This window comes from Spirillospora sp. NPDC000708 (assembly GCF_040299565.1).
Classification (GTDB): Bacteria; Actinomycetota; Actinomycetes; order Streptosporangiales; family Streptosporangiaceae; genus Spirillospora.
On record NZ_JBEPCJ010000046.1, the window covers coordinates 1 to 22,318 of the forward strand.

Below are 22,318 nucleotides of genomic sequence, written 5' to 3' on the forward strand. Positions count from 1 at the left end.
GACGAAGTCCATCGCGAAGCGACGCCGAAGGCGCCCTTGACTTTGGAGGGGCGGCCCCGTACGCAAGCGCCACCCCACCACCCGAACACCCTTTCCCGGGTAAACGCGTCTACCCGTGTCCCATGCGTGGAAATCTCGAACGCTGCCCACAAGGAAGCAGTTTCAACGCCTCCAAGAAGGCCATCCGAACGTCCAGATCAAGTAGACATCGAAGGCCCACAGTTCGATACCAGTAGATCATCCTGACTAGATCGAACATTTCGGTATGGCGCACGGGTGAGCCAAAGCATGCGAAGCCAGACCAGGCGAAGCGACGCCCACACAGCCCCCACACAGCCCCCACACAGCCCCCACACAGCCCCCGAACAGCGCCCGCACGGCCCCACCGGATCTCGACCCGCTCGCGAGCCCGCGATGAGTTGGGGGTGTGGCGGCGGTCTGACTTTCCATGGAGTCCTTCATCAAGGTCAACGGCACGGCCCTGTGCGTGGAGACGTTCGGGGACCCGGCCGAGGCGCCCCTTTTGCTCATCGGCAACACGATGCTCACCTGGCCGGACGAGCTGTGTGAGCGCTTGGCGGCGGTCCGGCGGTTCGTCGTCCGCTACGACCTGCGCGGCACCGGACGATCCACACCCACCGGCCAGCCCTCCACCACCGCACCATCCACCACCTCACCCACCGCCGCCCCATCCACCGGCCAGCCCTCCACCACCGCACCATCCACCGACCAGCCCGCCGCCAACCTGGGTGACGGCTCCCAGCCTGAAGCCGCACAGGCCGAGACGGCTTCGGTGGGTTCGTCGGGGCTCGATTACACGTTGCGTGATCTGGTCGCGGACGCGGCCGGGGTGCTGGACGCGCACGGGCTCGCGGCGGCGCATGTCGTCGGCTTCGGGACCGGCGGCTGGATCGCCCAGCTCCTCGCCCTCGACCACCCGGACCGCGTCGCGGGCCTCACGCTGATCGCGACCCGGCCGACCGCGCCGGGGCCGAACGATCCGGATCTGCCCGAGCACGCGCCCGAGCTCATGGCGCATTTCATGAACCCGCCCGCGGTCGACTGGAGCGACCGCGGGCAGGTCGTCGAGTTCATGGTCAGGAACGCCCGCCACCTCGCGGGGGCGGGGTTCGACGAGGCGGAGGCGCGGGCGAGGATCGAGCGGATCCACGACCGCGCCGACGTCACGTCCCGCGATCCGGGGGAGGCCCTTCGGGGAGACCTGATGGGGACGGCGTTCGCCGCGATGGACTGCACGCCGCGCTGGCGGGAGCGGCTCGGCTCCATCGCCGTGCCGGCGCTGGTGGTGCACGGGGAGGACGATCCGTTCTTCCCGCTCGGCAACGGCCGCGCCCTCGCCGCCGAGATCCCCGGTGCGGAGCTTCTCGTCCTGCCGGGCATGGGCAACGAGCTTCCCCGGCGGACGTGGGACGCGCTCGTCCCGGCGCTGGTCCGCCACACGTCCTGACCAGGCCGGCGGAGTGGCCCGAATCCGGCGGGAAATGGCCGGGATGCGGGTCGTGCGCGGCCGGGTGCCGCGGTGACGCTTGGGCCCGTGAACGTGATCGAGTTGCGGCAGTACAGGTTGCGCCCGGGGCGGCGGGACGAGCTGATCGAGCTGTTCGACCGGGAGCTGGTCGAGCCGCAGGAGGCGGCCGGCATGACCGTGCTCGGCCAGTTCCGGGACCTGGACGATCCGGACAGGTTCGTCTGGCTCCGGGCGTTCGAGGAGCTGGAGGGGCGGGGCGAGGCGCTGCGCGCGTTCTACTTCGGGCCGGTGTGGAAGGCGCATCGGGACCAGGCGAACGCGACGATGCTGGACTCGTCGGACGCGCGGCTCCTGCGGCCGCTGCGTCCGGTTCCCGAGCCGGGCCCGCGGCCGCCGGTCGGTGCACAGGAGCCGGGCGGGCCGGTCTTCGCGTTCCTGTGGTCGTTCGGTGACCGGCTCGCGGAGGTCGAGCGGTCGATGCTGGACGAGGTCGTCCCGCTGTACGGCCCGGACGCGCTGGCTCTGGCGACGCTGGAGGCGGAGAACGACTTCCCGGCGCTGCCCGTCCGGACGGGTGACGGCCACGTCGTCGTCATCGCCTCACGCGAGGTGGAGCTTCCCGGCAGCGTGCCGGAGCCGCAGGTGCTGCGGCTGGCGCCGACCGGCCGGTCCGCGCTGCGCTGAAATGGTTGGCCCGGTCACCGTCCGGTCTGCTGGGGTGGGCGGGTGGACGGTCATCTGCAGGGCGCGGACCTGGCCCGCGCGTACTTCGACGATCTCGTGCGGCCGCTGCTGGACGCGCACTTCCCCGGCGTCCCGTACGCGGCGGCGCGGCTCGGGTCCGGTTCGGACGTGCTGGGGTTCGACGACGTCACGAGCCGCGACCACGACTGGGGCTGCCGCCTGACGCTGCTGCTGGACGACGCGGCGGCGGGCGCGGTCCCGGACGTGACGGCGATGCTGGAGCGGGAACTGCCGGACCGGTACGGCGGCCGCCCCGTGCGGTTCCCGGTCACCTGGGACCAGGCGGCGACGCACAAGGTGGAGGTCTCGACCGTCGCCGCGTTCTGCCGGTTCCGGTTGGGCGTCGACCCGACCGGCGGGCTGTCGATGCTCGACTGGCTGTGCCTGGTGGGGCAGTGCGTCCTGGAGGTGACGGCGGGGCCGGTGTTCGCGGACGGGACGGCGTCGCTCGCCGGGATCCGCGAGGCGCTCCGCCGCTGTCCGCCGGACGTCGAGCGGTACGTCCTGGCGGCGTGGTGGCGGCGCGCGTCCCAGTGGATGCCGATCATCGGGCGGGCGGCCGAGCGCGGGGACGAGTCGGGGTCGCGGATCCTCGCCGCGCGGGTCGCGGAGGATCTGATGCGGCTGGCTTTCGCGCTGTCGGGCGAGTGGGCGCCGTACGGGAAATGGCGCGGTACGGCCTTCAAGGAACTGCCCATAGCGCGTCGTCTGGCGGCCCCGCTCGATGTCGCGGTGGCCGCGCCTGAATGGCGGGAAAGGGAGGCGGCATTGGCGGAGGCCGCCGAGATCCTGCTGGACGTCCAGCGCGAGCGGGGCCTCCCGGCCCCCGGCAAGGCCGTCGTCCAGTTCTGGGACCGCCCGTACCGGACGGTGGATGACGCGGTCGCCGCCGAGCTGGTCGCCGGTATCACCGATCCCGAGGTCGCCGCGCTGCCGCCGTACGTCGGGTCCGTCGAGCAGTGGGTCGACAGCGTGGACGTCCTCGCCCACGCCGATCGCCGCGCCGCCCTCCAGATCGCGTACCGCACGTGGATCGGCGGCGGTTAGGAGAGCCGGAGCGCGAGGAAGAAGTCGACGCGATCCTCCAGCCGGGCGAGGTCGCGGCCGGTCAGGTCCTGGATGCGCTGGATCCGGTACCGGACGGAATTGACGTGCAGATGCAGTTGTTCGGCGCACCGCGTCCATGACCCGGAGTTCTGCAGGAACGTCTCCAGGGTGCGGATCAGATCGGCCTTGTGCACCTCGTCGTATCTGCGCAGCGGGTCGAGCAGCCGCACCTTGAACATCTGCCGGACGTCCTCCGGAACGGTCGCCAGCAGCAGGACGTGCGTGGCGAGTTCGTCGTGCCGGACGACGCACACCGGGTCGGCGCGGCCGGAGGCGAGCCGCCGCGCGTAGCGGGCCTCGTCCACGGCTCCCCGCAGCTCGCGGGCCCCGACGACGTCGCTGACGCCGACCGCGATCCCGGCGCCCGCCAGGCCCGGCGCGAGCGCGGCCAGCGCGGTCCGGACCGACGCGGCGACGTCCGGCACCGGCCCTCCGGCCGCGGGACCGGCGGCGGACCAAGGGGCGTCGGGCACCGGGACGAGCGCGATGGCCTCCTCGTCCAGCAGCCCCACGACGGGACGCGGGACGGGCATGACCTCGCCGAGGACGGACCGCAGCTCGCCGGGCCGCAGCGTCCCGCGCCCGGCGGCGGCGACCGCGACGTAGGAGGCGTGCGGGTCGAGCCCGGCCAGCTCCAGCCGCGGGAGGATCTCGTCGGCCGCCGCGGCGGACACCACCAGCCGGACGAGCTCCTGCGCGAGCCGCCCCTCGGCGCTGAGCCGGTCGTCCAGCCGGGCCCGTTCGAGCGCGGCGATCGCGGCGAGCTCGGTGGTGAGGGCGCGGCGCTCGGCGGGCCAGTCGGCGTGGTCGCCCGCGCAGGCGACGAACCAGTCCGCGACGCGGGAGGTGGTGTCCTCCGCCACCGGGAAGAGCGTCACGCCGGCGGCGGCCAGGTGGTGCGGGAGCCGCGGTGCGGTGAGGAAGGCGCGGGCCAGCGCGGCGCCGTCGGGGGCGCCGGGCGGTCCGGCGACGACGCGTCCGGTTGCGGTCAGCACCCAGCAGCGCATCCCGAGGTCGCGGCCGACGAGGTCGAGGACGGCGCCGAGGCCGGCGCCCTCGCTCATCCCGGCGACGAGCCGGCGGTGCCGGTCCAGGACGGCGGTGAGGTCGGCGGCGCGCGCGCCGGACAGGTGCCGCACGACCTCCTCGGTGACCGTCGCGAACGCCACGTCCTCCGGGACCTTGAACAGCGGGATGCGGTGCCGGCGGCACGCGTCGACGAGATCGTCGGGGATGGTGCCCGTGGCGAGGTCCCAGGCCGCCAGCGCGGACACCCCGGCCTCGGCGAGCGCGCGCACGAACACCTCGGAGTCGGCCGGTCCGGACCGCCAGACCAGGCCGGTCAGCACCAGCTCCTTGCCGCCGAGGTACCGCCCGGGTTCCAGCAGGTCGGTGGTGACCACCCAGGTGATCACCCGGTCCAGCAGGTCGCCGCCGGTGACGACCTCCAGCCGCAGCTCCGGCATGTCGAGCAGCGCGCGCAGCTTCATAGGACCAGTTAACCCACCGTTCGGCGGGCCGGGTGTCAACGGTCCGCGGCCGCGATTGGAGCAACGCACGAAAACACCGGCATGAGCAGGGTCACAGTTCGGATGTCCTGTCCCTTCACCCCGTCTCCGGTTGCCGTATCTACTGGCGGCAATGACTCGGACGGAACGACGCACACGCGAACGACGGTGAAGGGAGGCGCCGGTGGGGGAACGGCTCGACGTCACGGAGGGCGGGCTGCTGGCGTGCTGCGCGTCCCGCCGCTGGGCGGCCGAGGTCGCGGCAGGACGGCCGTACGCGGACCTCGCGGAGCTCCGGGCCGCCTCGGCGGCGGCGCTCGCGGGCCTGGACTGGGCCGATGTCGAGGAGGCGCTCGCCGCGCATCCCCGGATCGGTGACCGGGCGCGCGGCGAGGGGCGGGAGGCGGCGTGGTCGCGGGGCGAGCAGTCCGGGATGGACGCGGCGGCGGCGGAGCTGCGGGCGGCGCTGGTGGAGGGCAACCGGGCCTACGAGGAGCGGTTCGGGCACGTCTTCCTCATCTGCGCCACCGGCCTGAGCGCCGCCGAGATGCTCGCCGCGCTGCGCGAGCGCCTGGGCAACGGCGACGAGGCCGAGCGGGCGGCCGTCCGGGGGGAGCTGGCGAAGATCGTCGATCTGCGGCTGGCCAGGCTCGCCGGCGGACCGGAGGGGGAGCGATGAGCCTGTCGACGCACGTGCTGGACGCGGCGAAGGGCCTGCCGGCGGCGGGGGTCGCGGTCAGGCTCGACCGGCGGGAGCCGGACGGGACGTGGACGCCGGTCGCCGCGGCCCGCACCGACGCCGACGGCCGCATCAAGGAGTGGGGCGCCGAGCCGGGCGCGGGCGTGCACCGGCTGACGTTCGACACGTCCGGACTGTCCGACTTCTACCCGGAGGTCACCGTCGCGTTCACGATCGACGACGCCGGCCGGCACTACCACGTCCCGCTGCTGCTGAGCCCGTTCGCCTACTCGACCTACCGAGGGAGCTAGCCCGATGGCCATCGTTCTCGGCCCGAACCGCTACGGGAAGGCGGAGGTCCGCGTCGTCCGCGTCACCCGGGACGGCGGGACGCACCGCATCCGGGACCTGAACGTCGGGGTGTTCCTGTCCGGCGACATGGACGACGTGCACCTGACCGGCGACAACTCCGCCGTCCTGACGACGGACACGCAGAAGAACACCGTGTTCGCGTTCGCGAAGAAGTACGGGATCGGGGAACCGGAGGAGTTCGGGCTGCTGCTGGCGCGGCATTTCGTGGACTCGCAGCCGACCGTGCACCACGCCCGCGTGCGGATCGAAGAGTACGCGTGGGACCGGATCACCGGCCCGCACTCGTTCGTCCGGGGCGGGACGGAGGTCCGGACGGCGCTGGTGCACAGCGACGGCTCGGACGGCGCCGAGTCGGTGGTGTCCGGCCTGACGGACCTGACCGTCCTGAACTCGACCGGCAGCGAGTTCCACGGGTTCGTCCAGGACGAGTTCACGACCCTCGAACCGACCGACGACCGCATCCTCGCGACGGCGGTGACGGCGCAGTGGCGGCATCGCGGCACCGGCTCGGACTGGGACGGGTCGTACGCGGCCGCCCGCGCCGCCCTGCTGGACGCGTTCGCGACGACGCACAGCCTGTCGCTGCAGCAGACGCTCTACGCGATGGGCCGCCGGGTGCTGGAGGAGCGGCCGGAGCTGTGCGAGGTGCGGATGTCGATGCCGAACAAGCACCACTTCCTGGTCGACCTGGAGCCCTTCGGGATGGACAACGACAACGAGGTCTACTTCGCGGCGGACCGCCCGTACGGGCTGATCGAGGGCACCGTGCTCACCGACGACGCCCCGGACGCCCCGTCCGCGTGGCAGTGAGGAGACGGCATGGAGTTCCTGCGCCCGGCGACCTGGGCGGACGCCCTGGCCGCGAAGCGCGAGACGCCGGCGGCGCTGCCGATCCAGGGCGGCACCGACGTCATGGTGGAGATCAACTTCGACGTGCACCGGCCGGCGGCGCTGCTGGACCTGAACCGGGTCCGGGAGCTGGCCGAGTGGGACGAGGCGGACGGCCGCCTCCGGATCGGCGCCGGCGTCCCGTACGCGCGGGTGATCCGCGAGCTGGGGGACCGGCTGCCGGGCCTGGCCCAGGCGTCCCGGACGGTCGGCTCCCCGCAGATCCGCAACCGCGGCTCGATCGGCGGCAACCTCGGCGCCGCGTCGCCTGCGGGCGACAGCCATCCGCCGCTGCTGGCGGGGGACGCGGTGATCGAGGTGGAGTCGGCGGAGCGCGGCGTCCGGATGATCCCGGCGACCGGGTTCTACCTGGGCGTGAAGCGGAACGCGCTGGAGCCGGACGAGCTGATCCGCGCGGTCTGGACCGCGCCCGCGCCCGGCCCGCAGTACTTCTCCAAGATCGGCACGCGGAACGCGATGGTGATCGCGGTGTGCTCGTTCGCGGTCGCGCTGCATCCAGGCGAGCGCCGCGTCGGCACCGGCGTCGGCTCCGCCGCCCCCACGCCGCGCCGCGCCACCGCCGCCGAGGAGTTCATCTCCGGCGAACTCGACTGGGACGGCCGCGGCCCGCTGCCCGACGCGGCGGCGCGGCGGTTCGGCGAGCTGGTCCGCGAGGCCGCCGCGCCGATCGACGACGTGCGCGGCACCGCCGGCTACCGCAGGCACGCCCTGGCGGTGATGGCGCGCCGCACGCTGACCTGGGCCTGGAACGAGCACCGCGCGAAGCGAAGGGAGGCGTCCTGATGCGCGTCAACGTCACCGTCAACGGCTCGCAGGAGACCGTCGACGATGTGTGGGAGGGCGAGAGCCTGCTCTACATGCTGCGGGAGCGGATGGGGCTCCCCGGTTCGAAGAACGCCTGCGAGCAGGGCGAATGCGGCTCCTGCACGGTCTACCTGGACGGCGTCCCGGCCTGCGCGTGCCTCGTCGCGGCGGGCCAGGTCGAGGGGCGCGAGGTCCGCACCGTCGAGGGCCTGGCGGAGGGGCGGCCGGGTGACGAGCGCCTCGATCCCGTGCAGCAGGCGTTCCTGGAGGCGGGCGCAGTCCAGTGCGGGTTCTGCACGCCCGGCCTGATCGTCCAGTCCCATGACCTGATCGCACGCAACCCCGCGCCGTCCGACGCCGAGATCCGCGAGGCGCTGGCCGGCAACCTGTGCCGCTGCACCGGCTACGAGAAGATCCTCGACGCGGTGCGGCTGGCGGCCCGGCGAAAGGCTGCACTCACGTGACGACCATCATCGAGAACGCGCACGTCGTGACCGTGTCCGGGGACGAGCACCCCGGCGGGCACCTCGTGATCGAGGGCGACCGGATCACCGCCGTCGGCGCCGGCCCCGCCCCGGACGTCGCGGGCGCCGACCGGATCGACGGGACCGGCTGCCTCGCCACCCCCGGCCTCGTCAACGCGCACCACCACCTGTACCAGTGGGCGAGCCAGGGCCTTGCCACCGACAGCACGCTGTTCGAGTGGCTCACCACGCTCTACAAGCCGTGGTCGAAGATGGACGCCGAGGTCGTCGCGGGCGCCGCGAGCGCCGGGCTCGGCTGGCTCGCCAAGTCCGGCTGCACGACCGCGTCCGACCACCACTACCTGTTCCCGCGCGGGCGCGGCGACCTGTTCGCCGCCGAGATCGAGGCGGCCGCGGAGCTCGGCGTCCGGTTCCAGCCGTGCCGCGGCTCGATGGACCGGGGCGCGTCGCAGGGCGGCCTCCCGCCGGACGAGGTCGTCGAGGACCTCGACACGATCCTCACCGAGACCGCGGCGGCCATCGACCGCCACCACGACGCCTCGTTCGCCTCGATGCTGCGGATCTCGGTCGCACCGTGCTCGCCGTTCTCCGTCACCCGCGACCTGCTCGTCCGGTCCGCCGAACTGGCGCGCGAGAAGGGCGTCCGGCTGCACACCCACCTCGCCGAGACCCTCGACGAGGAGGAGCACACCACCGAGCACTTCGGCATGACCCCGACCGAGTACCTCGACTCGATCGGCTGGCTTGGCCCGGACGTGTGGCTCGCGCACTGCGTCCACCTGCACGACACCGACATCAAGCGGCTCGCCGAGACCGGCACCGGCACCGCGCACTGCCCGAGCTCCAACGCCCGGCTCGGCGCCGGCATCGCCCGCGTCGCGCACCTGCTGGAGGCGGGCGCGACGGTCGGGCTGGGCGTGGACGGGTCGGCGTCGGCGGAGCTCGTCCCGCTCGCCGGGGAGATCCGGCAGGCGGTCTACATGCAGCGCGCCCGCTACGGCCCGGACGCGCTGACCGCACGGCAGGCGCTGGAGATGGCGACCCTCGGCGGCGCCCGCTGCCTCGGCCGCGAGGACGAGATCGGCACCCTCGAACCCGGCAAGCTCGCCGACGTCGCGCTGTGGCGGGTCGACGGGTTCCACGCCGCCGTCGACGATCCGGTGGTCGCGTTCGCGTTCGGCGGCACCCCGCCGCTGGAGCGGCTGCTCGTCGGCGGCCGGACCGTCGTCGCCGGCGACACGCTCGTCTCCGTCCCGCAGGACGTGGTCGGGCGGCGAGGCGCCGACGCGCACCGGCGCCTCATGCGGCTCGCGGAGGAGGTCCTCTAGATGGCGTCTCCGGTCAGGACACCCGGCCACGTCGCCGCCCCGGGGGACGGCGGCGTCGGCGACAGCCCGCTGCGCCCCGACGGCGCCCTCAAGGTCGCCGGCGAGTTCGCGTACGCGTCCGACCTGTGGATGGACGGGATGCTGTGGGGCGCGACGCTGCGCAGCCCCCACCCGCGCGCCCGCATCCGCGCGATCGACATCGGCCCCGCGCTGGCGGTGCCGGGCGTGCACGCCGTCCTCACCCACGAGGACGTCCCCGGCAAGAAGGTGTACGGGGAGGACCACACGGAGGACCAGCCCGTCCTCGCGATCGGTGAGGTCCGGCACCAGGGCGAGCCGGTGGCGGTCGTCGCCGCCGACCACCCGGAGACCGCGCGGCGCGCCATGGAGCGCATCGCCGTCGACTACGAGGTGCTGGAGCCGATCACCGACCCGCGCGCGGTGATCGCCGACCCGGAGCGGCTGAAGGTGCAGCCGCTCGGCGGCATCACCCGGTACCAGCCGGTCCGGGTCGGGGACGTCGACGCCGCGCGCGCTCAGGCCGAGGTCGTGGTGGCGGAGGAGTTCGAGGTCGGCATCCAGGACCAGGCGTTCCTCGGACCGGAGGCGGGCCTGGCGGTCCCGGCCGAGGACGGCGGCGTCGACCTGTACGTGTCCACGCAGTGGATCCACAACGACCTGGCGCAGATCGCGCCGTGCCTCGGCCTGGACGAGTCGCAGGTGCACATGACCCTCGCCGGGGTCGGCGGCGCGTTCGGCGGCCGCGAGGACCTCTCGGTGCAGATCCACGCGGCGATGCTCGCGCTGCACACCGGCAGGCCGGTGAAGATGTCGTACAACCGGTACGAGTCGTTCTTCGGGCACGTCCACCGGCATCCCGCGTTCATGCGCTACGAGTACGGCGCCACGGCGGACGGGAAGCTCGTCTACGCCGACGTCGAGATCATCCTGGACGGCGGCGCGTACACCTCGTCCACGCGGAACGTCACGGGGAACGCCGCGTCGCTCGGCGTCGGCCCGTACGAGATCCCGAACATCAGGATCGACGCGTACGGGGTCTACACCAACAACCCGCCGTGCGGCGCGATGCGCGGGTTCGGCGCGGTGCAGGCGTGCTTCGCCTACGAGTCGATGATGGACCGGCTCGGCGCGGCCTGCGGGCTGGGCCCGCTGGAGATCCGCCGCCGCAACGCCGTCTCGCAGGGGTCGCGGCTCGCGACGGGGCAGGTCATCGAGTCGCCGGCGCCGCTCGCGGAGATGCTGACGCGGCTGGAGGCCATGCCGATGCCGCCCGCGTGCGACCCGTCCGACCTCCGGAACCTGCCGGGCGGCGCGTCCCAGACCACGCACGGCGAGGGCGTGGTGCGCGGCGTCGGCTACGGCGTCGGCATCAAGAACATCTGCTTCTCCGAGGGCTTCGACGACCTGTCCACCGCCCGCGTCCGGCTGGAGGTCATCGGCGGCGAGCCGACCGCGCTCGTGCACACCGCCGCCGCCGAGGTCGGCCAGGGGCTCGTCACCGTCCAGGCGCAGATCGCGCGGACGGAGCTCGGCGTCCAGAAGGTCACCATCGCCCCGGCGGACGACCGGGCCGGCGACGCCGGCTCGTCCAGCGCGTCCCGCCAGTCGTACATGTCCGGCGGCGCCGTCAAGACCGCGTGCGAGGCCGTCCGCGCCGAGCTGCTCGCGCGCGCCGCCCGCCGCTACGGGCACGGCGACCTCTCCATCGCCGGCGGGAAGATCGTCTCCCGGGCGGCCGGGGTGCTCGGCGGCATCGAGGACGTCCTCGGCGGCGACGCCATCGAGGAGACCCGCGAGTACCACCACCGGCCCACCACCGCCATGGACCCGGTCACCGGGCAGGGCACCACCCACACCCAGCTCGCGCTGTGCGTGCACCGCGCCGTCGTCGACGTGGACGTGGACCTCGGCCTGGTCAAGGTGGTCGAGATGGCCGCCGTCCAGGACGTCGGCAGGATCCTCAACCGGCTGTCGCTGGAGGGCCAGATCCACGGCGGCTCCGCGCAGGGCCTCGGCCTCGCCGTGATGGAGGAGATCGTCGTGTCCGGCGGCGTCGTCCGGAACCCGTCCTTCACCGACTACCTCATCCCGACCATCCTCGACATGCCGCCGATGCGGCTCGACATCCTCGAGTACCCCGACCCGGACGCCCCCTACGGGCTCCGCGGCGCCGGGGAGCCGCCCACGCTGTCCTCCACGCCCGCGATCGTCGCGGCCGTCCGCGACGCCACGGGCCGGGAGCTCACCCGCGTGCCGATCCGCCCGGAGCACGTGTCCCTGCCGACCTCCTACGGGGAGCCCGCGCCCTCCGGCGTCCAGGAGACCTCCGGCTAGCGACCGGTCGGCAGGGGCGGCCCGCGCTCCGTTCTCGGGGGACGGCGCGGGCGGCCCGCCCCACAACCGCACCAGATCGGCGAACGGGCGGCCCGGCGGGCCGGTCCGGTGGTCGATCACGCCCCCGTGCTCGCCCGGGGGCGGCCCCGGACCCCGGAAAGAGGGGATGCACCGTGACCGAGACCCGAGAGAGGCTTCCGGAGAAGCCGCCCGCCCCCGGCCGTTCCGCCCTCGACCGCCTCTTCGACCTGCGCGGGCGGGGCACGACCGTCGCCCGCGAGGCGCGCGGCGGGCTCACCACCTTCGTCGCGATGGCCTACCTGGTCATCCTCATCCCGCTGATCATCGGTGACGCGAAGGACGTCACCGGCGCCACCCTGGACCCGGCGCAGCTCACCACCATGGTGGCGCTGTCGGCCGGGCTGTCCACGCTGCTGATGGGCCTGGTCGGCAACGCGCCGCTGGCGATGGCGGCCGGGCTCGGCGTCACCCCGATCGTGGTGTTCCAGGCCGCGCCGCAGATGACCTGGCCGCAGGCGATGGGCCTGGTCGTGCTGGAGGGCGCGGTGATCGTGCTGTTCGCGCTCACCGGGATCCGGCAGCTGATCATGGACGCGATCCCGCTGGCGATCAAGCAGGCGATCGGCGTCGGGATCGGCGCGTTCATCGCGCTGATCGGGCTGGTGGACGCCGGGTTCGTCGGCCACCACGACACCGCGTCCACGCCCGTCCAGCTCGGCGTGTTCGGGCAGCTCGTCGGCTGGCCGGTGCTGGTGTTCTGCGCCGGCCTGGTGCTGACGCTCGTGCTGTTCGTCCGCGGGGTGCCGGGCGCGATCCTCATCGGCATCGTCGCCGCGACCGTGTTCGCCGTCGTCGTCGACAAGGTCGCGAAGGTGGACCCGAAGTCCTGGGGCGCGGTCGAGCCGAAGCTGCCCCACTCGGTCGTCGCGACGCCCGACTTCGGGCTGCTGTTCAAGGTCGACCTGTTCGGCGGGTTCGGCCGGGCCGGCGCCGTCACCGCGACCGTCGTGCTCTTCACGCTGGTGCTGTCCGGGTTCTTCGACGCGGTGGGGACGATCCTCGGCGTCTGCGAGGAGGCCGGGATGACCGACGAGAACGGCAGGCTGCCCGGCCTCGGCCGCATCCTCACCGTGGACGGGTTGGGCGCGATCGTCGGCGGCGGCGTGAACGGGTCGGCGAACACGGCGGTCGTGGAGTCGGCGGCGGGCGTCGCCGAGGGCGCCCGCACCGGACTCGCGAGCGTCGTCACCGGCCTGCTGCTCACCGCGCTGATCTTCCTGACGCCGCTCGCCGGGGTCGTCCCGGTCGGCGCCGCCGCGCCCGCGCTGGTCGTGGTCGGCGCGCTGATGATGGCGCACGCCCGCAAGATCGACTGGGCCGACCTGGAGATCGCGGTCCCGGCGTTCCTGACGATCGTGCTGATGCCGTTCACCTACTCGATCACGGTCGGCGTCGCCGCCGGCGTGCTCGTCCACACCCTGGTGAAGGTGGCGCGCGGGAGGTTCTCGGAGATCCACTGGCTGCTGTATCCGCTGTCGCTGGTCTTCGTCGCCTACTTCGCGCTCCACCCGATCGAGGAAGCCCTCGGGATCGGTTGAGGCCGCGCGAGGAGAGACGGGGAACATGGCAGCCGGAAGAGCCGCCAGAGTTCGAAGGAGGCCGCGTGATGAGCCGTGAGTGGGCCGTCAACTGCTCGATCCTGTTCACCGACCTGCCGCTGCCGGAGCGGCCCGCCGCCGCGAAGGACGCCGGGTTCGACGCCGTCGAGTTCTGGTGGCCGTGGCCGGGCGTGCCCGTGCCGACCGCGTCCGAGGAGGACGCGTTCTGCCAGGCCGTCGAGGACGCGGGCGTCCGGCTCATCGCCCTGAACCTGTACGCGGGCGACATGCCGGCGGGGGAGCGGGGCGTGCTGTCGGACCCGGCGCGCGCCGCCGAGTTCCGCGCGAGCGTGGACGTCACCGCCCGCATCGCCGAGCGGACGGGCGTCCGGATGTTCAACGCGCTCTACGGGCAGCGCCTCGACGGCGTCGCCGCGTCCGAGCAGGACAGGGTCGCCACGCAGAACCTCGCCCATGCCGCCCGCGAGGTCGGCGCGTTCGGCGGGACGCTGCTCATCGAGCCGCTCGCGCGCGGCCTGAACGGCGCCTACCCGCTGGAGACCGCCGCCGACGCGATCGCCGTCGTCGAGCGCGCCCGCGCGGCCGGGGCCGCGAACGTCAGGTTCCTGCTCGACACGTTCCACCTGGTCAGCAACGGCGAGGACGTGGCGGGGGCCGCCCGCCGGTACGCCGCCGACATCGGCCACGTGCAGATCGCCGACGCCCCCGGCCGCGGCCGCCCCGGCACCGGCGGGATCGACTTCGGCGCGCTGTTCGCCCTCCTCGACGAGATCGGCTACACGGGCCGGATCGCACTGGAGTACGTGGATCCGCGGCCCGACTTCGCATGGATGGAGAAACACCGCACATGAGCACGATCGGATTCATCGGCCTCGGTCTCATGGGCTGCCCGATGGCGGTCCACCTGGTCCGCGCGGGCCACGACGTGACCGGCTACGACGTCGTCCCGAAGGGCGTGGACGCGCTGGTCGCCGCGGGCGGGTCGGCGGCGTCCGGGGTGCCCGGCGCGGTCGCCGGCGCCGAGGTCGTCGCCACGATGCTGCCGCAGGACGAGCACGTCGAGGCCGTGTACTTCGGCCCGGACGGCGTCCTGGAGAACGCCGCGCCCGGCGCGCTGTGCGTCGACTTCTCCACGGTCCGCCCGGAGACGTCCGCCAGGGTCGCCGAGGCGGGCCGCGAGCGCGGGCTGCGGGTGCTGGACGCGCCGGTCAGCGGCGGCGAGCGGGGCGCGGAGGACGCCGTCCTGTCGATCATGGTCGGCGGGGACGAGGCGGACGTCGCCGCCGCCGCGCCGGTGTTCGAGGCGGTCGGCGCGACCGTCGAGCGGGTCGGCGGCAGCGGCGCCGGACAGTACGTCAAGGCCGCCAACCAGCTCGTCGTCGGCGGCACGTACGCGCTGGTCGCCGAGGCGATCGTGCTGATGGAGGCGGCCGGCGTGGACGCTCGCGCCGGCCTCGAGGTGATCGCCGGCGGGCTCGCCGCCAGCCGGGTCCTCGACCTCAAGCGCGCATCGATGCTGGCCCGCGAGTTCGCCCCCGGCTTCCGCATCGACCTGCACCACAAGGACATGGGCATCGCGACCGCCGCCGCCCGCTCCGCCGGCGTGGCGCTGCCGATGACGGGCATGGTCGCCCAGCTCGTCGCGGCCGCCCGCGCGAAGGGCTACGGCCCACTGGACCACTCCGCGCTGCTGAAGGTCGTCGAGGACCTGTCCGGCCGCCCGGCCCGCCCCGCTTCCGGCCCCGCCGCCTGACCCCGAAGGGAGACACGGACATGCCGAAGATGCCCGTCATGCGGGCGGTGGTCGAGGTCCTGAAGTCCGAGGGCGTGGACGTCGTCTACGGCTGCCCCGGCGCCGCGATCCTGCCGCTCTACAAGGCGATGGAGGAGGACGGCGGGATCGCGCACCTGATCGTCCGGCACGAGGAGGGCGCGGCGCACATGGCCGACGGCTGGTCCCGCACGACCGGCGGCGTCGGCGTCGCGATCGGCACCTCCGGGCCCGCCGGCACCAACATGATCACCGGCCTGTACACCGCGCACGCCGACTCCGTCCCGATCCTGTGCGTCACCGGGCAGGCCGCGTCGGACCGGCTGCACCAGGAGGCGTTCCAGGCCGTCGACATCGTGTCGATCGCCGAGCCCGTCACCAAGTGGGCGGTGCAGGTGAAGGAGGCCGCGCAGGCGCCGTGGATCTTCCGGGAGGCGTTCCGCACCGCGCGCAGCGGCCGCCCCGGGCCCGTCCTGATCGACCTGCCGGTCGACGTGCAGAAGGAGATGATCGAGTGGGACGCCGCGATCGACGCGCCGCTGCCGGTCGCGGCGGTCGAACCGCACCTCCCGCGCGTCGAGAAGGCCCTCGACCTGCTGCTGGCCGCCGAGCGCCCGCTGATCCTCGCGGGCGGCGGCGTGATCCTCGCCGACGCGCACGCCGAGCTGGTCGAGCTTGCCGAACTGCTGCAGGTGCCCGTCCAGGCCACGCTGATGGGCAAGGGCGCGATGGACGAGGACCACCCGCTGTACGCGGGGATGACCGGCGTGCAGACCTCGCAGCGGTACGGGAACGCCTCGTTCCTCGAATCGGACCTCGTGCTGGCGCTGGGCGCCCGGTTCGGCGACCGGCACACCGGGCGGCTCGACGTCTACCGCGCGGGGCGGACGTTCATCCACGTCGACATCGAGCCCACCCAGATCGGGAAGGTGTTCGGCCCGGACCTCGGGATCGTGTCCGACACCCGGCTGTTCCTCCGCGCGCTGCTCGGCCTGGCGCGCGAGCGCGGCGCGGGCCGCCCGGCCGGGGAGTGGGCGGCGCGCGTCCGCGAGCTGAAGGCGACGCTGACCCGGCGCGAGGACTTCGACGACGTCCCGATCAAGGCGCCCCGCGTCTACAAGGAGATCAACGAGTTCTACGGCCCCGACACCTACTTCGTCACCGCGATCGGGCTGTACCAGATCTGGGGCGGGCAGCACCAGAAGGCGCCGAAGCCCCGGCACTACCAGGTGTGCGGGCAGGCCGGCCCGCTCGGCTGGGAGATCCCCGCCGCGATCGGCGTGAAGACGGCCCTCGCCCGCACCGAACCGGATGCGGAGGTCGTCGGGATCGTCGGCGACTACTCGTTCCAGTTCCTCGTGGAGGAGCTGGCGGTGGCCGCGCAGTACGACGTCCCGTTCGTGATCGTCATGCTGAACAACGAGTACCTCGGCCTGATCCGCATGGCGGAGGACCACGGCGGCTATGACATGAACTACCAGGTCGACCTGCGCTACGACGAGCACGGCACCGACAACGTCAAGATCATGGAGGCGTACGGCTGCGCGGGCCGCCGGGTGCGGGAGCCCGATGAGATCCGGCCCGCGCTGGAGTGGGCGCGCGAGGAGGCCGCCCGCACGTCGCGGCCGGTGCTGGTCGAGATCATGATCGAGCGGGAGGCCGACACCGCCAACGGCGTGCGGATCGACGACGTCCGCGAGTACGAGCCCGTCCCATGACCGTCCCGTAACCGTCCGAGCCCGTCCGGCGCCGCGTCCGCCGCCGGTGGACCCGCCTCGAGAGGAGCCGCGTGACCTACGACCTGGTGATCCGCACCGGGCGGGCCGTCCTGCCGGACGGCGAGCGCCCCGCCGCCGTCGCCGTCGCGGGCGGCCGCATCGCCGCGATCGCCGCCCGCGACGCGCCGCTGCCCGCCGCGTCCGAGACCGACCTCGGCGAGGCGGCGCTGCTTCCGGGGCTCGTCGACACCCACGTCCACGTCAACGAACCGGGCCGCACCGAATGGGAGGGGTTCGCGACCGCGACCCGCGCCGCCGCCGCGGGCGGCGTCACCACGCTCATCGACATGCCGCTGAACTCGCTGCCCCCGACCGTCTCCGTCGCCGCGCTCGCGGCCAAGCGCGCCGCAGCGGCCGGGAAGCTGCACGTCGACGTCGGGTTCTGGGGCGGCGCGATCCCGGGGAACGTCCCGTCGCTGCGCGCGCTGCACGACGACGGGGTCTTCGGGTTCAAGTGCTTCGCGTCCGACTCCGGCGTCCCCGAGTTCCCGCCGCTGTCCCCGGACGAGATGCGGGACGCGTTCCGCGAGATCGCCTCGTTCGGCGGGCTCGTCATCGTGCACGCCGAGGACCCGTCCGCCCTCACCGCACCGGCGGACGGCGGGTACCCGGCGTTCCTCGCGTCCCGCCCGCCCGCCGCCGAGCGCCGCGCCGTCGAGCGGGTGATCCGGCTCGCCCGGGAGACCGGCGTCCGCGCCCACATCCTGCACCTGTCCGCCGCCGACTGCCTCGAACCCCTCGCCGAGGCCCAGGCGGACGGCCTGCCCGTCACCGCCGAGACCTGCCCGCACTACCTCGTCCTGTCCGACGGCGAGGCGGAGGCGCCCGCCTACAAATGCTGCCCGCCGATCCGCGACCCGGCCAACCGCGACGCGCTGTGGCGGGGCCTCGCGTCCGGCGTCATCTCCTGCGTGGTCAGCGACCATTCGCCGTCCACGCCGGAGCTGAAACAAGGCGACTTCGCCACCGCGTGGGGCGGGATCTCCTCGCTCCAACTCGGCCTCCCCGCCGTGTGGACGGCCGCCCGCGCGCGCGGGCACGACCTCGCGACCGTCGTCCGCTGGATGGCCGAAGCGCCCGCCGACCTCGCCGCCGTCCCCGGCAAGGGCCGCATCGCCGTCGGCAACGACGCCGACCTCGTCGCGTTCGACCCCGACGCCGCCTTCACCGTCGACCCCGCCCGGCTGCACCACCGCCATCCCGTCACCCCGTACGAGGGCCGCACCCTCACCGGGACCGTCCGCACGACCTGGCTGCGCGGCGCCGTCGCCGGCGGCGCGCCGGCCGGCCGCGTGCTCGCCCGCAAGGAGGCGCCTTGAGCGACTTCACGTCCCTTCCCGACCTGGCCGTCCGCACCTTGGGCGGCTCGGTCACCGCCGCCAGCGACGAGTCCTTCGAGGAGAAGGAGAACCTGGTCAACCCGTGGCCGCCGGCGTTCCGGCCCGGCACGTTCGGCCCGAAGGGCCAGGAGTACGACGGGTGGGAGACCCGCCGCCGCCGCGAGCCCGGCCACGACTGGGCGCTGATCCGGCTCGGCCTGCCCGGCGTGATCCGCGGCGTCGTCATCGACACCGCCTGGTTCAAGGGCAACTACCCGCCGCACGCGTCCGTCGAGGCGTGCGCGGTGGACGGGCACCCCGCCGACCCGTCCGCCGGGACCCGCTGGGTGGAGATCGTCCCGAAGAGCCCGCTGGAGGGCGACACCGCGCACGCCTTCCCGGTGGACGCCGAGCGCCTCTCCACCCACGTCCGGCTGAACATGTTCCCGGACGGCGGGATCGCGCGGATCCGCGTGCACGGCGACGTCGTCCCCGACCCCGCGTTCCTGACCGGGATGACCGTCGACCTGGCCGCGCTGGAGAACGGCGCCCGCGTCCTCGACTGCTCCGACATGTTCTACTCGTCGCCGGACAACATGCTCTTCCCCGGCCTGCCCCGCAACCAGGCCGAGGGCTGGGAGACCGCGCGCCGCCGCGCGCCCGGCAACGAGTGGGCGCTCGTCCGGCTGGCCGCCCCCGGCACGATCCGGGTGGCCGAGATCGACACGACGCACCTGAAGTTCAACGCGCCCGCCGAGGTCTCCCTCACCGCGCCCGACGGCACGGTGCTGCTCCCGCGGACCCGCCTGCGGCCCGACGCCCGGCACCGCTTCCGCCTGGAGACGCCCGAGGTCTCGCACGTCCGCGTGGACATCCACCCCGACGGCGGCCTGGCCCGCCTCCGCCTCTGGGGCCACCTCAGCGCCGAGGGCGAGCGGCGGCTGGCCGAGAGGCATCGCCGCCTCCTGCGGTAGCCGCCGGACGGCCCGGCACGCCCGGCACGCCCGTCATGGCTGGGGGCGCATCCCGTCGCGCACGACGGCGACGACGCGGTCGAGGCCGTCCGGGTCGGTGCCGCGCGCGAGGCAGCCCGCCATCAGGGCCTTGACGTCGGGGTAGGTGAGGCCGGCGCGGACGGCGCCGGCCTCCTGCGCGCGTTCGAGCAGGTCGCGCAGCCGGCCCTGGACGTCGTACCCGGCGTCGGCGGCGGCCTTGTCGAGGTCGTATCCGGCGCCGGTCAGCGCCTCCGACAGGCCGCAGTGCGCCGCGCCCTCGCGCACGAGCGCGTCGAAGAGCGCGAAGAACACCGCGCCCGGGTCGCGCGCCGCGGGCAGCGCGTCGATCCGGTCGAGGATCTCGCGCATCCGGTCGAGGAGGACGGCCGCGAACAGGTCCTCCTTCGTGGGGAAGTGCCGGCTGACGGTCCCGGTGCCGACGCCCGCGCGCTGGGCGATCTCGTGCAGCGGCACCGACAGCCCCTCGGCGGCGAAGACCTCCGCCGCGACCCGCAGCACCCGGGCCCGGTTGCGCCGGGCGTCGGCGCGCAGCGGCCGGCCGAGCGGCTCTGCCACGGTCTCCCACCTCGCTTCCCCTCTGGACAACCGGGACGGCCGTCCCGTATCTTCCCGGAACTAAGCGGGATGACTATCCCGCTTATGGGCGGTTCCGGCAGGCCGAACGTATCGGAGGCGAGCCCGATGAGGGACGATCGCACGGCGCCGAGACGGCGCGAAGGCGGGCGCGGCAGGGGCCGCCCGCCCTGGACCGCGGACGAGATCCCCCGCCAGGACGGGCGGACCGCCGTCGTCACCGGCGCCAGCACCGGCATCGGCTTCGAGACGGCCGCCGAGCTCGCGCGCCGCGGCGCCACCGTGGTGCTGGCCTGCCGGAACCCGGACCGGGCGGCGCGGGCGGCGGCCCGGATCCGCGCCGCCGCGCCGGACGCGCGGCTCGGCGTCCTGGACGTGGACCTGGAGTCCCAGGCATCGGTGCGGGCGGCGGCCGCCCGGTTCCACGACGACCACGGCCGGCTCGACCTGCTCGTCAACAACGCGGGCGGCGTCCGGCCCCGGTACGCCCTGACCGAGGACGGCTTCGAGGCGACGCTCGCCACCAACCACCTCGGCCCGTTCGCGCTGACCGGCCTGCTCCTGGACCTGATGCTGGACGTCCCCGGCTCGCGGGTGGTGACGGTCAGCAGCATCGGGCACCGCCGCGGCGCGATCGACTTCGACGACCTGCACGGCGAGCGCCGCTACCGCTTCCAGACCGCCTACTTCCAGTCCAAGCTGGCGAACCTGCTCTTCACCTACGAACTGCAGCGCCGGCTCGCGGCGGCCGGGGCGGCGACGATCGCCGTGGCCGCGCATCCCGGCAACGCCCGCACCGAGTTCGGGCGCGACATGAATCCCGTGGTGCGGGCCGCGATGAGCCCGTGGGCGCGCCCGCTCACCTCGTGGTTGCTGCAGAGCGCGTACAGGGGAGCGCTGTCACCGCTGCGGGCCGCGACCGATCCCGGCGCGGGCGGCGGCGACTACTACGGCCCGCCCGGACGCGCCCAGTTCACCGGGAACCCGGTCCGGGTCGAGTCCGGCCCGCGGTCGCACGACCGGGACGCGCAGGCGCGGCTGTGGCGGGAGTCGGAGCGCCTGACCGGGGTGGCGTACCCGCTGCCGGCGGGAGCGCCGAGCCGGTCGGGGGAGTGACGGCCGCTTCCCGCGCCCGCCGGGGCTCCGGGGCTCCGGCGGGCGCGGGCGGGGCGTCAGCCGTCGGCGGGCTCCTCTTCGAGGAGGTCGTCGAACTCGCCGTCCTTGACGCCGGCGATGAAGGCGTCCCACTCGGCCTCGGTGAAGTACAGGATGGGGCCGTCGGCGTTCTTCGCGTCGCGCATCACGACGGCGCGGTCACCGAAGTCCTTGTGCTTGACGGGAACGTCCTTGCCATCGATGAACTCGATGATGACCCCGTCGCTGAGGATGGGTTCCTGCTCGGTCACTGGCACACCTTCTTCGTCCGCTCCGGTCGCGTCCAAGCGTAGTGCGCGGTGACCGGCCGCACACAGGGAAAGGGCAGGCGTCCGGACGGGAGGCGGCCCGGCGTGAGGGCTCCCCGGCGGCCCGGCGGGGCGGGCCGCGGTCTCAGTCGGTGAGGAGGCGGTCGGCGGAGATCTCCAGGCGGGCCTGGATCACCTCGGCGGTCGCCTGGCCGCGCAGCATCTCGATCATCTCCATCGTCCAGACGGACGACAGCGCGCGGGCGACGACGCGGCGCCGGTCGTCGGCCGGGATGTCGCCCGCCGGGCCGACCGCGGCGCGCAGCATCAGGTTGGTCATCCGCTCGCTGAAGTCGGTCTTGACGTCCGACAGCAGCAGCGAGCGGATCAGCGCCTCGGCCAGCTCGGGCTCGCGCATCAGCCCCCGCGTGGCGCGCATCAGCACCTCGACGGTGCGCTCGGCGGCGGAGCCGCCGCGCGGCGGGCGGCGCTCGATGCTGCCCTCCAGGAGGTCGATCTCCTCGCTGACGACCGCGACGACCAGGTCCATCTTGGACGGGAAGTAGCGGTAGAGGGTGCCGAGCGCGACGCCGGCGCGCTCGGCGACGGTGCGCATCTGCATCGCCTCGATGCCGCCGCGCGAGGCCAGCGCGGCGGCGGCCTGGACGATACGCTTGCGCCGCTGGTGCTGGCTGCGCGAGCGCACGCCCTGCCCCGCGGCCTGGCCCGCCCGCCGGTCCGCCGCGGCGCCGCCCGAAGGCTCGTCCCCGGTCACTGTCGGCTCTGCGGTCACGGTCATCCTCCTCGCGCGGGCGCCCGTTGCGCCGCCGCTCGGCCTCCAGCGTACAGCCCGCGCGAGAACCTGTTATCTGATCGCCCGCGGCGGGTCGCCGATCGAGTGCCCCTCGGATGGTCACCGAACCCTTACTTGCTAGGCGAATCCCCGTTTCCGCGATGGTGATCACGGTGCTGGACACATACTAGAATCTGTTCTACTTTTTCGCCGTGGGCGTCCGTCCGGCCGGCCGCGCCAGGAAG

At 73.9% G+C, this 22,318-nt stretch carries 21 protein-coding genes; 17 read left to right on the plus strand and 4 right to left on the minus strand.

Features of this window, described 5'->3' with window-relative positions; translation table 11 throughout:
* Window positions 1–448: 448 nt before the first annotated feature.
* The 3 genes from ABT299_RS28855 to ABT299_RS28865 all read left to right on the plus strand — a co-directional run bounded on the left by ABT299_RS28855 (window position 449) and on the right by ABT299_RS28865 (window position 3,280).
* The gene (locus ABT299_RS28855) at window positions 449–1,468 is read left to right on the plus strand and encodes an alpha/beta fold hydrolase (protein WP_500252615.1); all 1,020 of its coding nucleotides are present in this window, start codon (window positions 449–451) and stop codon (window positions 1,466–1,468) included.
* Between the two features lie 87 nt (window positions 1,469–1,555).
* Window positions 1,556–2,173, plus strand: a complete 618-nt coding sequence (locus ABT299_RS28860; RefSeq protein WP_500252616.1) for an NIPSNAP family protein — start codon at window positions 1,556–1,558, stop codon at window positions 2,171–2,173.
* 42 nt (window positions 2,174–2,215) lie between these two features.
* Window positions 2,216–3,280, plus strand: coding sequence for a DUF4037 domain-containing protein (locus tag ABT299_RS28865; RefSeq protein ID WP_500252617.1), 1,065 nt, complete (start codon window positions 2,216–2,218; stop codon window positions 3,278–3,280).
* Here ABT299_RS28865 and ABT299_RS28870 read toward each other — a convergent pair.
* Window positions 3,277–4,830, minus strand: a complete 1,554-nt coding sequence (locus ABT299_RS28870) for a PucR family transcriptional regulator (protein ID WP_500252618.1) — start codon at window positions 4,828–4,830, stop codon at window positions 3,277–3,279. The genes ABT299_RS28865 and ABT299_RS28870 overlap by 4 nt on opposite strands.
* A gap of 202 nt (window positions 4,831–5,032) precedes the next feature.
* On the opposite strand from ABT299_RS28870, the gene uraD reads away from it, so the two are divergent.
* The 13 genes from uraD (at window position 5,033) to alc (ending at window position 19,262) form a co-directional block, all read left to right on the plus strand.
* Window positions 5,033–5,527, plus strand: coding sequence for a 2-oxo-4-hydroxy-4-carboxy-5-ureidoimidazoline decarboxylase (gene uraD, locus ABT299_RS28875; RefSeq protein WP_500252619.1), 495 nt, complete (start codon window positions 5,033–5,035; stop codon window positions 5,525–5,527).
* Entirely contained in the window at window positions 5,524–5,838 is a 315-nt protein-coding gene (gene uraH / locus ABT299_RS28880; protein ID WP_190852396.1) for a hydroxyisourate hydrolase, read from the plus strand. Before uraD ends, uraH begins: the two co-directional genes overlap by 4 nt.
* 4 nt (window positions 5,839–5,842) lie before the next feature.
* Window positions 5,843–6,709 (plus strand): factor-independent urate hydroxylase, encoded by an 867-nt coding sequence (gene pucL / locus ABT299_RS28885; protein ID WP_387032632.1) that lies wholly within the window; start codon window positions 5,843–5,845, stop codon window positions 6,707–6,709.
* Window positions 6,710–6,718: 9 nt separating this feature from the next.
* On the plus strand, window positions 6,719–7,591 hold the full coding sequence (locus tag ABT299_RS28890; protein WP_387032634.1) for an FAD binding domain-containing protein: 873 nt from the start codon (window positions 6,719–6,721) through the stop codon (window positions 7,589–7,591).
* Window positions 7,591–8,076 carry a (2Fe-2S)-binding protein gene (locus ABT299_RS28895; protein WP_190852389.1) on the plus strand — a complete coding sequence of 162 codons (486 nt, stop codon included), beginning with the start codon at window positions 7,591–7,593 and terminating at the stop codon, window positions 8,074–8,076. The genes ABT299_RS28890 and ABT299_RS28895 overlap by 1 nt, the downstream gene beginning before the upstream one ends.
* Entirely contained in the window at window positions 8,073–9,425 is a 1,353-nt protein-coding gene (locus ABT299_RS28900) for an 8-oxoguanine deaminase (RefSeq protein ID WP_500252620.1), read from the plus strand. Before ABT299_RS28895 ends, ABT299_RS28900 begins: the two co-directional genes overlap by 4 nt.
* Window positions 9,426–11,780, plus strand: a complete 2,355-nt coding sequence (pucD, locus tag ABT299_RS28905; protein WP_500252621.1) for a xanthine dehydrogenase subunit D — start codon at window positions 9,426–9,428, stop codon at window positions 11,778–11,780.
* A gap of 173 nt (window positions 11,781–11,953) precedes the next feature.
* The gene (locus ABT299_RS28910; protein ID WP_500252622.1) at window positions 11,954–13,399 is read left to right on the plus strand and encodes an NCS2 family permease; all 1,446 of its coding nucleotides are present in this window, start codon (window positions 11,954–11,956) and stop codon (window positions 13,397–13,399) included.
* A 68-nt stretch (window positions 13,400–13,467) separates the two neighbouring features.
* Window positions 13,468–14,271 (plus strand): hydroxypyruvate isomerase family protein, encoded by an 804-nt coding sequence (locus ABT299_RS28915; RefSeq protein ID WP_500252623.1) that lies wholly within the window; start codon window positions 13,468–13,470, stop codon window positions 14,269–14,271.
* On the plus strand, window positions 14,268–15,173 hold the full coding sequence (locus ABT299_RS28920; protein ID WP_500252624.1) for an NAD(P)-dependent oxidoreductase: 906 nt from the start codon (window positions 14,268–14,270) through the stop codon (window positions 15,171–15,173). Before ABT299_RS28915 ends, ABT299_RS28920 begins: the two co-directional genes overlap by 4 nt.
* A 20-nt stretch (window positions 15,174–15,193) precedes the next feature.
* A complete protein-coding gene (gene gcl, locus ABT299_RS28925) occupies window positions 15,194–16,909 on the plus strand; it encodes a glyoxylate carboligase (RefSeq protein WP_500252625.1) in 1,716 nt (571 codons plus the stop codon).
* Between the two features lie 71 nt (window positions 16,910–16,980).
* A complete protein-coding gene (allB, locus tag ABT299_RS28930; protein ID WP_500252626.1) occupies window positions 16,981–18,288 on the plus strand; it encodes an allantoinase AllB in 1,308 nt (435 codons plus the stop codon).
* Window positions 18,285–19,262 (plus strand): allantoicase, encoded by a 978-nt coding sequence (alc, locus tag ABT299_RS28935; protein WP_190852372.1) that lies wholly within the window; start codon window positions 18,285–18,287, stop codon window positions 19,260–19,262. Before allB ends, alc begins: the two co-directional genes overlap by 4 nt.
* 33 nt (window positions 19,263–19,295) lie before the next feature.
* Here the strand turns inward: alc and ABT299_RS28940 are convergent, their stop codons facing one another.
* Complete coding sequence (locus tag ABT299_RS28940; RefSeq protein WP_387032649.1) at window positions 19,296–19,859, minus strand: TetR/AcrR family transcriptional regulator; 564 nt, start codon at window positions 19,857–19,859, stop codon at window positions 19,296–19,298.
* A 126-nt stretch (window positions 19,860–19,985) separates the two neighbouring features.
* Between ABT299_RS28940 and ABT299_RS28945 the strand changes: the two genes are divergently transcribed.
* Window positions 19,986–20,993 (plus strand): oxidoreductase, encoded by a 1,008-nt coding sequence (locus ABT299_RS28945; RefSeq protein WP_500252627.1) that lies wholly within the window; start codon window positions 19,986–19,988, stop codon window positions 20,991–20,993.
* 56 nt (window positions 20,994–21,049) lie between these two features.
* Here ABT299_RS28945 and ABT299_RS28950 read toward each other — a convergent pair whose 3' ends face one another.
* Both ABT299_RS28950 and ABT299_RS28955 read right to left on the minus strand, forming a co-directional pair.
* A complete protein-coding gene (locus ABT299_RS28950; protein ID WP_190852366.1) occupies window positions 21,050–21,283 on the minus strand; it encodes a DUF397 domain-containing protein in 234 nt (77 codons plus the stop codon).
* A gap of 142 nt (window positions 21,284–21,425) precedes the next feature.
* Window positions 21,426–22,073, minus strand: coding sequence for a TetR family transcriptional regulator (locus tag ABT299_RS28955; RefSeq protein WP_387032655.1), 648 nt, complete (start codon window positions 22,071–22,073; stop codon window positions 21,426–21,428).
* Window positions 22,074–22,318: the final 245 nt, after the last annotated feature.

Coding starts and splice junctions, on each gene's coding strand:
- ABT299_RS28855 (WP_500252615.1), top strand. CDS start 449: ATGGAGTCCTTCATCAAGGTCAACGGCACGGCCCTGTGCGTGGAGACG.
- ABT299_RS28870 (WP_500252618.1), bottom strand. CDS start 4,830: ATGAAGCTGCGCGCGCTGCTCGACATGCCGGAGCTGCGGCTGGAGGTC.
- uraH (WP_190852396.1), top strand. CDS start 5,524: ATGAGCCTGTCGACGCACGTGCTGGACGCGGCGAAGGGCCTGCCGGCG.
- pucL (WP_387032632.1), top strand. CDS start 5,843: ATGGCCATCGTTCTCGGCCCGAACCGCTACGGGAAGGCGGAGGTCCGC.
- ABT299_RS28890 (WP_387032634.1), top strand. CDS start 6,719: ATGGAGTTCCTGCGCCCGGCGACCTGGGCGGACGCCCTGGCCGCGAAG.
- ABT299_RS28895 (WP_190852389.1), top strand. CDS start 7,591: ATGCGCGTCAACGTCACCGTCAACGGCTCGCAGGAGACCGTCGACGAT.
- pucD (WP_500252621.1), top strand. CDS start 9,426: ATGGCGTCTCCGGTCAGGACACCCGGCCACGTCGCCGCCCCGGGGGAC.
- ABT299_RS28915 (WP_500252623.1), top strand. CDS start 13,468: ATGAGCCGTGAGTGGGCCGTCAACTGCTCGATCCTGTTCACCGACCTG.
- ABT299_RS28920 (WP_500252624.1), top strand. CDS start 14,268: ATGAGCACGATCGGATTCATCGGCCTCGGTCTCATGGGCTGCCCGATG.
- gcl (WP_500252625.1), top strand. CDS start 15,194: ATGCCGAAGATGCCCGTCATGCGGGCGGTGGTCGAGGTCCTGAAGTCC.
- ABT299_RS28945 (WP_500252627.1), top strand. CDS start 19,986: ATGAGGGACGATCGCACGGCGCCGAGACGGCGCGAAGGCGGGCGCGGC.